Here is a 12996-nt window from a genome sequence, read left to right on the forward strand (position 1 = left end):
GAGCTGCGGCACGGCGAAAGCAGTCCGGCCGGGCACCCCGTGAGGTGTCCGGCCGGTGAACAACAACTAGATCTCACCCCGGAGTTTTGCCAGGGCCTCGGCGAGGATGGCCTCGCCGTCCGCATCGCTGCGCCGCTCACGTACGTACGCGAGGTGCGTCTTGTACGGTTCGGTGCGCGGCGGGTCCGGCGGGCTGTCCCGGTCCTGGCCGGCCGGGAAACCACAGCGCGGGCAGTCCCAAGTCTCCGGTACCTGCGCGTCACTGGCGAAGCTCGGCTGCGTCTCGTGCCCGTTCGAGCACCAGAAGGAGATGCGGAGGCGCGGCGCGGACTCGCCCCGCTCGGCCTCCCCCATCGGCCCCGCTCCGACCCGGCTTCCCCGGATCGCGTTGCCACTTGCCACGGTCGTAACTCCCTGCGTGATGGTGCTCGAAGATGCCCCAGTCTACGTAAGGCCCAACGCGCGTCCAGTGAAAGGAGTTACACCCTCACCGGGAATCGCGTACGACGGGTCAGCTGTCCAGCTTGATCAGCAGACCCAGCACGACAATGCACGCGAACCAGGCCAGACCGATGAACACGGTGATCCGGTCGAGGTTCCGCTCGGCGACCGAGGAGCCGCCCACGGACGACTGCATACCGCCACCGAACATGTCGGAGAGGCCTCCGCCCTTGCCCTTGTGCATCAGCACCAGCAGCATCAGCAGCAGGCTGAAGACGATCAGGGCGATCTCGAACGCCAAAACCACGGCTGGTCCCTACTTTCCGGAATTCTCTGGACTGCATGTGCGAACAGCGGGGGCCGGGAGGCTGCACCCTCCTCGGCCCCCGCAAGGGTACGACGGATCCGCGCTACCGCATACTCACTGGTCGCGGAAGCGGACGATCTTGACGAACTCGTCGGTGTCCAGTGCGGCCCCGCCGATCAGTGCGCCGTCCACATCGGGCTTCGACATGATCTCGGCGACATTCCCGGACTTCACCGAGCCTCCGTACTGGATACGGACCGTGTCGGCCAGTTCCTGCGAGTACAGCTCGGCGAGGCGGCTGCGGATCGCCCCGCAGACCTCCTGGGCGTCGTCGGCGCCACAGACCTTGCCGGTGCCGATCGCCCAGACCGGCTCGTACGCGATCACGATCGACTCGGCCAGCTCGGCGGGGACGTCCTTGAGACCACCGTCGACCTGCGCGAGCGTGTGTGCGACGTGGTTGCCCGCCTCACGGACCTCCAGCTCCTCGCCGACGCAGAGGATCGGGGTCAGGCCGTGCTTGAAAGCGGCCTTCACCTTGGTGTTGCAGATCTCGTCGGTCTCGCCGTGGTACTGGCGGCGCTCGCTGTGGCCGACGGTGACATAGGTGCACTTCAGCTTGGCGAGCATCGGGCCGGAGATCTCACCGGTGTACGCGCCGGAGTCGTGCGCCGAGATGTCCTGGGCGCCGTACTTGATCTTCAGCTTGTCGCCGTCCACCAGGGTCTGCACGGAGCGCAGGTCGGTGAAGGGCGGCAGGACGGCGACCTCGACGGCGTCGTAGTCCTTGTCGGCCAGGGCGAAGGCGAGCTTCTGGACGTGTGCGATGGCCTCGAGGTGGTTGAGGTTCATCTTCCAGTTGCCCGCCATCAGCGGGGTACGGGTGCTCATGAAAAGTCAGTCCTCCAGTGCGGCGAGGCCGGGAAGCGTCTTGCCCTCGAGGTATTCGAGGCTGGCACCGCCACCGGTCGAGATGTGTCCGAATGCGTTCTCGTCGAAGCCCAGGATGCGGACGGCCGCGGCGGAGTCGCCACCGCCGACGACACTGAAGCCCTCGGAGTCGACGAGGGCCTGGGCGACGGCCCGGGTGCCCTCGGCGTAATCGGGGTGCTCGAAGACGCCCATCGGGCCGTTCCAGAAGACGGTGACGGCGTCGGCAAGCTTCGAGGCGTACAGCTTGTTGGTCTCGGGGCCGTTGTCCAGGCCCATGAAACCGGCCGGGATGGCGTCCGCGGGCACGGTGCGGTGCTCGGTCGGAGCCTTGGCCTTGAGGTCCGGGAACTGCTCGGAGACCACGACGTCGACGGGGAGCACGAACTCCACGCCCTTGTCCTCGGCGCGCTTGAGGTACTCCAGCACCGCCGGGATCTGGTCCTCCTGGAGGAGGGAGCTGCCGACCTCGTGACCCTGGGCCTTGAGGAAGGTGTACGCCATGCCGCCGCCGATGAGGATGCGGTCGGCGCGCTCCAGCAGGTGGTCGATGACGCCGAGCTTGTCGGAGACCTTGGAGCCGCCGAGCACGACAGCGTACGGGCGCTCGACGTTCTCGGTGAGCTTCTTCAGGACGCCGACCTCGGTGGCGATCAGGTCGCCGGCTGCGTGCGGCAGCCGGGCCGGGAGGTCGAAGACCGAGGCGTGCTTGCGGTGGACGGCGCCGAAGCCGTCGCCCACGTACACATCGGCGAGCTCGGCGAGCTGGTCGGCGAACGCGCCGCGCTCGGCGTCGTCCTTCGACGTCTCACCGGGGTTGAAGCGGAGGTTCTCGATGACGGCGACCTTGCCGTCGGTGAGCGCGGCGACCGTGGCGCGGGCGGACTCGCCGACCGTGTCGGTCGCGAAGGCCACGTCGGCGCCGATGAGCTCACCGAGACGGGCCGCGGCGGGCGCCAGGGAGAAGGCTGGGTCCGGGGCGCCCTTGGGGCGGCCCAGATGCGAGGCGACGATGACCCGCGCACCGGCTGCGGCGAGCTTCTCCACGGTCGGCTGGACGGCGCGGATGCGGCCGTCGTCGGTGATGGTGGTGCCGCTCAGCGGCACGTTGAGGTCGGCGCGGACGAATACGCGCTTGCCGCTGACCCCTTCGGCGAGAAGTTCGTCGATCGTCTTCATCTTGCTGGACTCCTTGGGAGGACGAGAGGGCATACAACGGGGCTCGAACGGCGCCGCGTTGCGCCCTTCGAGCCCCGTGCTCACTTCGAGGTGCCTGCCGATCCGACGGTCAGAGCTGGCTGCCGACGAACACGGTCAGGTCGACGAGGCGGTTGGAGTAGCCCCACTCGTTGTCGTACCAGCCGATGACCTTGACCTGCGTGCCCTCTGCCATGGTCAGCAGGGAGTCGAAGGTGCAGGAGGCAGGGTCCGAGACGATGTCCGAGGACACGATCGGGTCCTGCGTGTAGGCCAGCTTGCCCTTGAGCGGGCCTTCCTCCGCGGCCTTCTGGAACGCGGCGTTGACCTCGTCGCGGGTCACCTCGCGCTCCAGTGTGATGACCAGGTCGGTGACCGAACCGGTCGGGACCGGGACGCGCATCGCCATGCCGTCGAGCTTGCCCTTGAGCTGCGGGAGCACCAGAGCGGTGGCCTTGGCGGCACCGGTCGTGGTCGGGATGATGTTCTCCGCGGCGGCGCGGGCGCGACGCAGGTCGGAGTGCGGGAAGTCCAGGATGCGCTGGTCGTTCGTGTACGCGTGGACCGTCGTCATGAGGCCCTTGACGATGCCGAAGTTCTCGTCCAGAACCTTGGCCATCGGCGCGACACAGTTGGTGGTGCAGGAGGCGTTGGAGATGACGTGGTGGTTGGCCGCGTCGTACTTCTCCTCGTTGACACCCATCACGATGGTGATGTCCTCGTTCTTGGCCGGGGCCGAGATGAGGACCTTCTTGGCGCCACCCGCGATGTGCTTCTCGGCGTCGGCCTTCTTGGTGAAGATGCCGGTCGACTCGATGACGATGTCGACGCCCAGCTCACCCCAGGGGATGTCGGCCGGATTGCGCTCGGAGAGCACCTTGATGGTGTGGCCATCGACGGTGATGCTGTCGGCGGTGTGGCTGACCTCGGCCTTGAGACGGCCCAGGATCGTGTCGTACTTCAGAAGGTGTGCCGTGGTCGCGGTGTCACCCAGGTCGTTGACAGCCACGATCTCGATGTCCGCACCTTGCTCCAGCAGCGCGCGGAAGTAGTTACGACCGATGCGGCCAAAGCCGTTGATGCCTACGCGGATCGTCACGAACCGATCTCCTCGTTAGGTACGCGGGGTTTCCACCCCGGCGAGTTGTATGAGATGTCCCCGACCGCCTCCGACCCTACCTCTCCGACGGCCCCGGGGTGACATCGAGCGGGGCCGTAAGAACCGCCGAGGCCCGTACTCCTCGGGTAGGAGTACGGGCCTTCGGACACTCGGCCGTACTTGCAACGCTGATTACGGAGCGTCAACATTCCTGGGAATGTCGCCCGTTCCGTATTCGGCCGACTTCATGGCCGTCGCGGGTCAGCCCACCAGGCCGTCGGCGAGCTCCTCACTGAGGGTGGATTCCGTGCCCGGGATACCCAGATCCTGGGCCCGCTTGTCGGCCATCGCCAGCAGCCGTCGGATCCGGCCGGCGACCGCGTCCTTGGTCAGCGGCGGGTCGGCGAGCGCGCCCAGCTCCTCCAGGGAGGCCTGCTTGTGCTCCATGCGCAGCCGTCCGGCCGCCGCGAGGTGCTCGGGCACCTCCTCGCCCAGGATCTCCAGCGCGCGCCCCACCCGGGCGCCCGCGGCGACCGCGGCCCGCGCGGAACGGCGCAGGTTGGCGTCGTCGAAGTTGGCGAGCCGGTTGGCGGTGGCGCGGACCTCGCGCCGCATCCGCCGCTCCTCCCAGGCCAGCACCGACTCATGGGCGCCGAGCCGGGTGAGCAGGGCGCCGATCGCGTCGCCGTCACGGACGACGACCCGGTCCACCCCGCGCACCTCGCGGGCCTTCGCCGCGATGGAGAGCCTGCGGGCCGCGCCGACCAGCGCGAGCGCCGCCTCCGGGCCCGGGCAGGTCACCTCCAGCGAGGAGGAGCGGCCCGGCTCGGTGAGCGAGCCATGTGCCAGGAAGGCCCCGCGCCAGGCGGCCTCGGCATCGCAGGTGGCCCCCGAGACCACCTGCGGGGGCAGGCCGCGGATGGGACGGCCGCGGCCGTCCACCAGGCCGGTCTGGCGGGCCAGCTGATCGCCGCCCGCCACCACTCGTACGACATAGCGGGAGCCGCGCCGCAGCCCGCCGGGAGCCATCACGATCAGTTCCGAGCTGTGCCCGAAGATCTCGAGAATGTCCCGCTTCAGCCGGCGCGCCGCCATTGCGGTGTCCAGCTCCGCCTCGATCACAATCCGGCCGCTCACCAGGTGCAGCCCACCTGCGAACCGAAGAATCGCCGAGACTTCTGCCTTCCTGCAGCAGGTCCGGGTCACGGGAAGCCGAGAGATTTCGTCCTTCACCGCCGGCGTCATCGCCATGGGCCGATCCTTCCATGCATCCGAAAAATACGGTCGTACGCGGCGGCCAACAGCTCCGGATCATGGATCGGAACGCCGTCGGGTGAGGCCACCGGCGCCAGCTCGACCGCGGCGCCGAGCCGCTTGGCGGCGTCGGCGAGGGACTCGCGATCGGGCACGGCGGCTTCGTCGGCCAGCACCACGTCCATGGCGAGTTTAGGGGCGTGTCGTCCCAAAACCTCCAAATGACGCTGCGGAGAGAAGCCATCAGTTTCGCCGGGTTGCGGTGCGAGGTTGAGCGAGAGGACCTTGCGGGCCTTGGTCTCGATGAGCGCGTCGAGCAGTTCCGGGACGAGCAGATGCGGCATCACGGAGGAGAACCAGGACCCCGGGCCGAGCACCACCCAGTCCGCGTCGAGGACCGCCGCGACGGCCTCGGGAACGGCCGGCGGGTCGTTCGGAACGAGGTGGACGGACTGCACCTCGCCCGGGGTGAGCGCCACGGTGGCCTGGCCGCGCACCGTGTCCACGTCGTCCGGGCGGGCCGGGTCGTGTCCCCGTACGAGCGCCTGGAGCTCCAGCGGCACGGCGGACATGGGCAGCACCCGGCCGTGCGCCCCGAGGAGCTTGCCGACCAGGTCCAGGGCCTGGACATGGTCGCCGAGCTGCTCCCACAGGGCGACGATCAGCAGATTGCCGACCGCGTGCTCGTGCAGATCGCCCTTGGACTGGAAGCGGTGCTGGATGACCTGGGCCCAGGTCTGGCCCCAGTCGTCGTCACCGCACAGGGCGGCGAGCGCCTTGCGCAGGTCGCCGGGCGGCAGGACGCCGAGCTCCTCGCGGAGCCGGCCGCTGGAGCCGCCGTCGTCGGCGACGGTGACCACGGCCGTGAGATCGCCGGTGATCCGGCGGAGCGCCGCAAGCGACGCGGACAGGCCCATGCCCCCGCCGAGGGCGACGACCTTGGGCTGCGCGCCGCGCTTGCGGCCGGAGATCGCAGAGGTGGCTCTGCGCAGCCGCCGCAGGCGCAGATTACGGCTGGTCACTCGCGCCCCATGTCCCGGTGGACGAGGACGGTCTCGATGCCTTCGGTCGCGAGCCTGGCCGCGAGCCTCTCGGACATGGCGACCGAGCGGTGCTTGCCGCCCGTGCAGCCGACGGCGATCGTCACATAGCGCTTGCCCTCGCGGCGGTACCCGGCGGCGATGAGCTGGAGCAGCTCCGTGTACTGGTTGAGGAATTCCTTGGCGCCGGGTTGGTCGAAGACGTAGGCGGAGACCTCTTCGTTGAGTCCGGTGAACGGGCGCAGCTCGGGGACCCAGTGCGGGTTGGGCAGGAAGCGGCAGTCGACGACCAGGTCGGCGTCGACCGGCAGGCCGTACTTGAAGCCGAACGACATCACCGTGGCGCGCAGCTCCGGCTCCTCGTCGCCGGCGAACTGGGCGTCCATCTTGGCGCGCAGTTCGTGGACATTGAGGCTGGAGGTGTCGATCACCAGGTCGGCGTCGCCGCGCAGCTCGCGCAGCAGGTCGCGCTCGGCGGCGATGCCGTCGACGATCCGGCCGTCGCCCTGGAGGGGGTGCGGGCGGCGGACCGACTCGAAGCGCCGGACCAGCGCGTCGTCGGAGGACTCCAGGAAGACGATGCGCCGGGTGACGTGCTTTGCCTCCAGGTCCGCGAGGGACTCGCGAAGGTTGTCGAAGAAGCGGCGGCCCCGCACGTCGACGACGACGGCGATCCGGGCCACGTTGCCCTGCGAGCGGGCGCCGAGCTCGACCATGGTGGGGATCAGGGCGGGCGGCAGGTTGTCGACGACGAACCAGCCGAGGTCCTCCAGACACTTGGCCGCGGTGCTGCGCCCGGCGCCCGACATCCCCGAGATGATCACCAGCTCAGGGATGGCCGCATTCCCGTCACCCGTCTCGATCGTGGTGCCCGTACTCACGTGTCCTGCTCCGTCTGCTCGGTCGGTGCTGTTGTGCTCGACTTCGTGTTCGTGCTCGGTCATGTCGTGCTGCCCCCGTCGTCATCTTCAATGATCTCTCCTGTCGCCGTGTTCACGGCGGGCGCGGCCGGGGCAGCCGAGGCCAGGGCGACGGCCACCGATTCCGCAGTCCTGCGGCCTATCCCCGGAACCTCGCAGATCTCGTCGATTGTCGCCTGCTTCAGCTTCTTCACGGAGCCGAAATGCTTGATCAGCGCCTGTTTCCGGGTCTCGCCGAGGCCGGCGACGGCATCCAGGGGGCTGGAACGGATGCGCTTGGCCCGCTTGGCTCGCTGATACGTGATCGCGAAGCGGTGGGCCTCGTCACGGACACGCTGGAGGAGATAGAGGCCCTCGCTGGAGCGGGGCAGGACGACGGGGTCGTCGTCCTCGGGCAGCCAGACCTCTTCGAGGCGCTTGGCGAGGCCGCAGACGGCGATGTCGTCGATCCCGAGCTCGTCGAGGGCGCGCTTGGCGGCGGCGACCTGCGGCTGGCCGCCGTCGACCACGACGAGCTGCGGCGGATAGGCGAACCGCTTGGGACGGCCGTCGTCCTCACGGGGCTCGGCGTCCGGATCGGGGGTGGTGTCCCGGGCGGGGGTGGTGCCTGCGCCGGGAATGGTGTCCACGCCGACGGCCGGCGCGGCCGGGCCGGTCAGGACTGCCAGAGCGGTCTGCGGGGCCGGGGCGGGGCCGGTCGGCGCGGGGGTCTCCTCCCACTCCCCCGTCCGCTCCTTCTCCTGGAGATACCGCTTGAAGCGGCGGCCGATCACCTCGTGCATCGACCGGACGTCGTCCTGGCCCTCGAAGCCCTTGATCTGGAAGCGGCGGTACTCGCTCTTTCGGGCAAGACCGTCCTCGAAGACGACCATGGAGGCGACCACGTCGTCGCCCTGAAGATGCGAGATGTCGAAGCACTCGATGCGCAGCGGAGCCGTGTCGAGGCCGAGCGCCTCGGCGATCTCCTCCAGGGCGCGGGAGCGGGTCGTCAGGTCGGAGGCGCGCTTGGTCTTGTGCAGCCCCAGTGCCTGCTGGGCGTTGCGCTGAACCGTCGCCATCAGGTCCTTCTTGTCGCCGCGCTGCGGGATCCGCAGGCTGACGTGGGAGCCCCTGCGGTCGGCGAGCCACTGGGAGACCGCGTCGGGGTCCTCGGGGAGGGCCGGAACGAGGACCTCCTTGGGGACGGAGTCGCCCGTCTCCTCGCCGTACAGCTGCTGCAGGGCGTGCTCGACCAGGCCCGAGGTGTCTACGTTCTCGACCTTGTCGGTGACCCAGCCGCGCTGGCCACGCACCCGGCCGCCGCGCACATGGAAGATCTGGACGGCGGCTTCGAGCTCGTCCTCGGCGACCGCTATCAGGTCGGCGTCGGTGGCGTCGGCGAGGACGACGGCGCTCTTCTCCATGGCCCGTTTGAGGGCCTCCACATCGTCGCGGAGCCGGGCCGCCCGCTCGTACTCCATCTCTTCGGCCGCCGCCATCATGTCCTTCTCCAGGCGGCGGATGTACGTGCCCGTGCGGCCGGCCATGAAGTCGCAGAAGTCGCCCGCCAGTTCGCGGTGTTCCTCGGGGGTGACCCGGCCGACGCAGGGGGCCGAGCACTTGCCGATGTAGCCGAGGAGGCACGGGCGGCCGGTCCTGGCGGCGTTCTTGAAGACTCCGGCGGAACACGTACGCACCGGAAAGACCCGGAGCATCAGGTCGACCGTCTCGCGGATCGCCCAGGCGTGCCCGTACGGACCGAAGTAGCGCACGCCCTTCTTCTTGGCTCCGCGCATGACCTGGACGCGCGGGAATTCCTCGTTGAGCGTGACCGCGAGATACGGATAGCTCTTGTCGTCGCGGTACTTGACGTTGAACCGGGGGTCGAACTCCTTGATCCAGGAGTACTCCAGCTGGAGCGCCTCGACCTCCGTGGAGACGACGGTCCACTCCACCGAGGCGGCCGTAGTGACCATCGTGCGCGTACGCGGGTGGAGCGCGGCCAGGTCCTGGAAGTAATTGGCCAGGCGCTGGCGCAGGTTCTTGGCCTTTCCGACGTAGATCACCCGGCGGTGTTCGTCGCGGAATTTGTAGACCCCCGGAGAGTCGGGGATCTGTCCCGGCTTGGGGCGGTAGCTGGAGGGGTCTGCCATGTGTCCCACCCTACTTGCGGGCAGTGACAGTGCGGCCTGATCGGCAGTGGTGCCGTGCTCCGGGGCGCGGGTTGAGGGAGCGCGCCCCGGAGCACGGGGTCAGCGGGTGCCGTTGCCGGTCACGGGGTTTCCCGGTGGCGGCGGTTGCGCAGTGCCGTGATGCCGCCGAGGGCGAGCACGGCGAGGGCACCCGCTCCGGCGGCGGCCGACGTGGCGGTCAAGGCCGTGTCGGAAGCCGTGCTCGCGGCAGCCACCCGGTGGGTTCCGCCGACGCCTTCCCGGGGGCCGGAAGCAGTGGCGGACGGTGCGTAGCCCCCCGCCTTGCCGGAGCGGTCGTAACCGGAGCCGGGGAGTTTGTCGCCGTAGGCCTCCCGTACCCGGGCGCGGTAGGCGGCGAGTGTGGTGCCGCGGGCGCCGACCGCACGCACCGCGTCCTGGTCCAGCGGGAGCACCTCGGCCCCCTTCTGGACGTACCAGGCGTCGATCTGCGGCTCGCGGAAGACCGTCCCGCCGGGGAGCTTGTGGGCGCCCGCGGCGGCGTACCGTCTCTCGTCGTCGCCGGTGGCGATGTTCACCACCTGCCAGCCGCCGTCCTTCCCTTCCTTCCCTCCCTTCGGAAGGGTCCACAGGGACGCCTTCCGGCCGTCCGAGGAGACGGCCGTGGTGGCGAGGTAGTCCAGCCTGGCGACGGGCGCTCCCGGTTTCCCCGCGACGAAGTCCGGATCGAGGGTGCGTACGGGGACGGCGGTGCCCTCGATGCGCGGCGCGGCCGCCGACCTTGTGATCTTGCCTTCGCGGGCGAAGAACCGGGACAGGGTGTCCAGGGTCGCGGGATCGGTGGCCGCTCGACGGGCGGCGGCCAGGGCGGCCGGATCGGCTGCGGGGCCGGTGGCGGCGGCCGCCTGCGGGGCCGTGACAGTGAGCAGGGCGGCGCCTGCCAGAACGCCCGTGGCCGCCAGGGCGGCAGCTGCGGACCGTGCGGTGCGTGCGGTGCGTGCGGTGCGTGCGGTCTTGGAGATCATTCCGTCACGCTCCGATCCGGTACAGCGAGTGGGTCCAGGAGAACTCGTTGTTGCTCACGTACCAGGCATGCGAGGCCCAGTTGTAACGGTTGCTGGAGGGCCATGGATCGCCCCAGTAGACCCAGCTGTTCGCGTCGTCGTACCCGTACAGGACATGCATGTGGCCACCGCCGGCCGACCACTGGATGCGGGTCTCGACGGGGCGTCCTGCGACGATCTCGGCCTGGACAGTGGGGTAGCGGAGCCAGCCGGTGACGTACGAACCGGGGTTGATGCCGGCCCAGTCGAGACCGTCCTGGACGTTGCCGAGCGAGGCCTGCGAGTTGGGGCACTCGTAGCCCTGGGAGCGGCCGAAGGCGGCGTTGCAGAACTGGTTCTGCGAGTAGTTGCGGCCGAACCAGGTGGCGATGGTGTTGCCGGCTGCCGCCCAGCACCAGTTGGTCTTCTGCTGGGTCTGCATGGTGATGTTCAGGCGCTGGGTGGCGGCGATGCCGCTGTCGGCGGCAGCGGTGCCTTGTACCGCCGAGGCAGTCGTGGTGGGGGTCTGCGCTGCTGAGGCGGTCGCCGTCGGCAGGGCGAGCAGTACGGCGGCGAGGACGGCCGTGATCGGGAGTCGTCCCGGTCGGACACTTCGGTTGCGCATTGCGTTCCTCCCAATGCAGGGGGTGTGTGATCGCAGGAGCGCGTCCGGACGCTGTCCGAGGAGCATCAACCGTTGCCGGGGACGGGTCAACACGCTTCAATGCGGGGGAACATCGCGGTGTGAACGGCGTGGCGAATACGTGAACGGATCTCCCCCGGCCACCTGCGGCACCGCCCCCGCCGATGCGGTCTCCCCACCCCGCGTCGTGAATGTTCACCTGGAGGACCTCATGCAGCACACCGAGGCCGAGCTGGCGCAGGTGCTGCACACCGGCCCGTTCCATCTGGCGCTGCGCACCGCACTCGCGGTGCGCGGGCTGCCGCTCCAGCGGGTGCAGCACCATCTCGCACACCGCGGAGTCAAGGTCGGTGTGACCAGCCTGAGTTACTGGCAGCAGGGGGCCAGGCGCCCGCAGCGCGCCGAGTCCCTGCGGGCGGTGAAGGCGCTGGAGGAAGTGCTGGAACTGCCGGGGAACTCGCTGCTCCGCCTGCTGGAGACCGGGAACGGCCGCGTGGACGCCGACCGTCCGGCCGCACGCTCGTACCGTTCCCTGATGGAGGCGTCCGGCGCGGTGGAGCGGTTGCTCGCCACGATGGGGTCACCGATGGACGGCGGGCTGCACACCGTGGGGCATCACGAACGGATACGGATCGGGCCCGGCCGGGAACTGCGGCAACGGGAGTCGCAGCATGTGGTGCGCGCGCACCGGGACGACATCGACCGCTATCTCGCCGTCTACCGGGGCGATCCGGGCTGCGATCCGGCGCGGGTGGAGGTGGCGGCCCGGGAGAACTGCCGGACGGGGCGGGTCCGCTGGGACCGGGAGACGGGAGTGCTCGTCGCGGAGCTGCTCTTCGACACCCGGCTGAGGGCGGGTGACACATATCTCTTCGGCTACGGCTTCGACGACGCCACGGGAGGGCCGTGCGGCGAGTACGTGCGCGGCTTCAGCTTCGGCGGCGGACAGTACGTGCTGCAGGTGGGCTTCGACGAGGCCGCGCTGCCGGTCCGGTGCCGGAGCTTCGCTCAGGTCTCGGCGGGGGCGCCGCGCGGCGCCCGTGCGGATCTCACGCTCACCGGCCGGCACCGGACCGTTCACCTGGTGGAGCAGGGGGTACGGCCCGGCCTGGTCGGCATCGACTGGGACTGGGAGTGAGTCCGTCCCCGGCAGGGCGTCAGGCCTCGGGGCCCGCGACGAGCTTTCCGCCCTCGATCCTGACCGGGACCGAGGGCAGCGGCGCGGTCGCCGGGCCACGCATGGCCTTGCCGGTCGTCGTATCGAAGCGGCTGCCGTGGCAGGGGCAGTTCCCCACGTTGTCCTCGACCTTGTCCAGCAGGCAGCCCGCGTGGGTGCACTGGGCGCTGAATGCCTTGTACTGGCCCTTGGCCGGACACGTGACGATGACCCGCTGGTCGCGGTAGAGCTTGGATCCGCCGACCGGAATCTCTTCCGCCGCGCCGAGCTGGACGGGGGCGGTCGGCGTCGGCGTCTCGGCATGACCGAGCTTCGATTCGGTCGAGCAGGCGGCCACTCCCAGCCCGGCAGCGCCGGCGAGAGCGGCACCCTTCAGCACGGTACGGCGGGCGGCGGGCTGGCCGGGCATGCGGTCTCCACTGGTCAGGGGTCGGGGTGCAGAGGGGTTACCGGGGGCGGCTGAGGCCCCGGAAGCACCAGGGGTAGCCGGGGCATCAGAGCCGTCGGTGACAGAACCGACGATACCGGCGGAGATCGGGGGGTCGGTGGCCGGGCCACCCAAGTCCGGTTGTCCCTGGTCAGGGGGCCAGTGCCGGATGGACAGGAGGCACGTGGGCGTAGGGGCAGGGGCGCGCGGGCCGACCGGGCAGCTCGTCGGACGAGCGGGCGGACCGGGGTACCTGGGGACGTGCGGGCGCGGGGGCGGGGCGGCGTAGGCCTCACCGAGTTCCGGTGGGCGTGCAGTCGTACCGGGGCCTGCGGCGAGGGCGCGCCGTACCCGCAGAAGCGGCGGCCTCCGTTTTCCGGGGGCCGCCG

The 12996-nt window shown here is 69.9% G+C and carries 13 protein-coding genes; 1 reads left to right on the top strand and 12 read right to left on the bottom strand.

The genetic code is table 11. From position 1 onward, the window contains the following. Positions 1–66 precede the first annotated feature (66 nt). The 11 genes from ACIPEK_RS05640 to ACIPEK_RS05690 form a co-directional block, all read right to left on the bottom strand. Positions 67–402: an RNA polymerase-binding protein RbpA gene (locus ACIPEK_RS05640; RefSeq protein WP_072483070.1), complete on the bottom strand. Its 336-nt coding sequence runs from the start codon at positions 400–402 to the stop codon at positions 67–69. Between the two features lie 109 nt (positions 403–511). Next, the gene (gene secG, locus ACIPEK_RS05645; protein ID WP_401991042.1) at positions 512–748 is read right to left on the bottom strand and encodes a preprotein translocase subunit SecG; all 237 of its coding nucleotides are present in this window, start codon (positions 746–748) and stop codon (positions 512–514) included. Positions 749–862: 114 nt separating this feature from the next. Then, the gene (tpiA, locus tag ACIPEK_RS05650; RefSeq protein ID WP_401991045.1) at positions 863–1639 is read right to left on the bottom strand and encodes a triose-phosphate isomerase; all 777 of its coding nucleotides are present in this window, start codon (positions 1637–1639) and stop codon (positions 863–865) included. 6 nt (positions 1640–1645) lie between these two features. Next, positions 1646–2857 (bottom strand): phosphoglycerate kinase, encoded by a 1212-nt coding sequence (locus ACIPEK_RS05655; protein WP_401991048.1) that lies wholly within the window; start codon positions 2855–2857, stop codon positions 1646–1648. A gap of 109 nt (positions 2858–2966) precedes the next feature. After that, a complete protein-coding gene (gap, locus tag ACIPEK_RS05660) occupies positions 2967–3974 on the bottom strand; it encodes a type I glyceraldehyde-3-phosphate dehydrogenase (RefSeq protein ID WP_327275847.1) in 1008 nt (335 codons plus the stop codon). A gap of 261 nt (positions 3975–4235) precedes the next feature. Next, positions 4236–5225, bottom strand: a complete 990-nt coding sequence (gene whiA / locus ACIPEK_RS05665) for a DNA-binding protein WhiA (protein ID WP_030919772.1) — start codon at positions 5223–5225, stop codon at positions 4236–4238. Beyond that, entirely contained in the window at positions 5216–6250 is a 1035-nt protein-coding gene (gene yvcK, locus ACIPEK_RS05670; protein ID WP_383067735.1) for a uridine diphosphate-N-acetylglucosamine-binding protein YvcK, read from the bottom strand. The genes whiA and yvcK overlap by 10 nt, the downstream gene beginning before the upstream one ends. Beyond that, a complete protein-coding gene (gene rapZ, locus ACIPEK_RS05675) occupies positions 6247–7212 on the bottom strand; it encodes an RNase adapter RapZ (protein ID WP_383067733.1) in 966 nt (321 codons plus the stop codon). The genes yvcK and rapZ overlap by 4 nt, the downstream gene beginning before the upstream one ends. After that, positions 7209–9320, bottom strand: coding sequence for an excinuclease ABC subunit UvrC (gene uvrC, locus ACIPEK_RS05680; RefSeq protein ID WP_401991053.1), 2112 nt, complete (start codon positions 9318–9320; stop codon positions 7209–7211). The genes rapZ and uvrC overlap by 4 nt, the downstream gene beginning before the upstream one ends. A 119-nt stretch (positions 9321–9439) precedes the next feature. Further along, the gene (locus ACIPEK_RS05685; protein ID WP_401991055.1) at positions 9440–10342 is read right to left on the bottom strand and encodes a hypothetical protein; all 903 of its coding nucleotides are present in this window, start codon (positions 10340–10342) and stop codon (positions 9440–9442) included. A 4-nt stretch (positions 10343–10346) separates the two neighbouring features. Further along, positions 10347–10985 (bottom strand): papain-like cysteine protease family protein, encoded by a 639-nt coding sequence (locus ACIPEK_RS05690; RefSeq protein ID WP_401991058.1) that lies wholly within the window; start codon positions 10983–10985, stop codon positions 10347–10349. A 229-nt stretch (positions 10986–11214) separates the two neighbouring features. Between ACIPEK_RS05690 and ACIPEK_RS05695 the strand changes: the two genes are divergently transcribed. After that, positions 11215–12141: a hypothetical protein gene (locus ACIPEK_RS05695; protein WP_401991830.1), complete on the top strand. Its 927-nt coding sequence runs from the start codon at positions 11215–11217 to the stop codon at positions 12139–12141. A gap of 19 nt (positions 12142–12160) precedes the next feature. Here ACIPEK_RS05695 and ACIPEK_RS05700 read toward each other — a convergent pair whose 3' ends face one another. Further along, the gene (locus ACIPEK_RS05700) at positions 12161–12589 is read right to left on the bottom strand and encodes a Rieske (2Fe-2S) protein (protein WP_383067725.1); all 429 of its coding nucleotides are present in this window, start codon (positions 12587–12589) and stop codon (positions 12161–12163) included. Positions 12590–12996 lie beyond the last annotated feature (407 nt).

Origin of the sequence: Streptomyces sp. NPDC088246 (assembly GCF_044741025.1) — a bacterium.
In the GTDB taxonomy this organism is placed as follows: Bacteria; Actinomycetota; Actinomycetes; order Streptomycetales; family Streptomycetaceae; genus Streptomyces.

Coding starts and splice junctions, on each gene's coding strand:
- ACIPEK_RS05685 (WP_401991055.1), bottom strand. CDS start 10,342: ATGATCTCCAAGACCGCACGCACCGCACGCACCGCACGCACCGCACGG.
- tpiA (WP_401991045.1), bottom strand. CDS start 1,639: ATGAGCACCCGTACCCCGCTGATGGCGGGCAACTGGAAGATGAACCTC.
- uvrC (WP_401991053.1), bottom strand. CDS start 9,320: ATGGCAGACCCCTCCAGCTACCGCCCCAAGCCGGGACAGATCCCCGAC.
- ACIPEK_RS05700 (WP_383067725.1), bottom strand. CDS start 12,589: ATGCCCGGCCAGCCCGCCGCCCGCCGTACCGTGCTGAAGGGTGCCGCT.
- ACIPEK_RS05690 (WP_401991058.1), bottom strand. CDS start 10,985: ATGCGCAACCGAAGTGTCCGACCGGGACGACTCCCGATCACGGCCGTC.
- rapZ (WP_383067733.1), bottom strand. CDS start 7,212: ATGACCGAGCACGAACACGAAGTCGAGCACAACAGCACCGACCGAGCA.
- ACIPEK_RS05695 (WP_401991830.1), top strand. CDS start 11,215: ATGCAGCACACCGAGGCCGAGCTGGCGCAGGTGCTGCACACCGGCCCG.
- ACIPEK_RS05655 (WP_401991048.1), bottom strand. CDS start 2,857: ATGAAGACGATCGACGAACTTCTCGCCGAAGGGGTCAGCGGCAAGCGC.
- whiA (WP_030919772.1), bottom strand. CDS start 5,225: ATGGCGATGACGCCGGCGGTGAAGGACGAAATCTCTCGGCTTCCCGTG.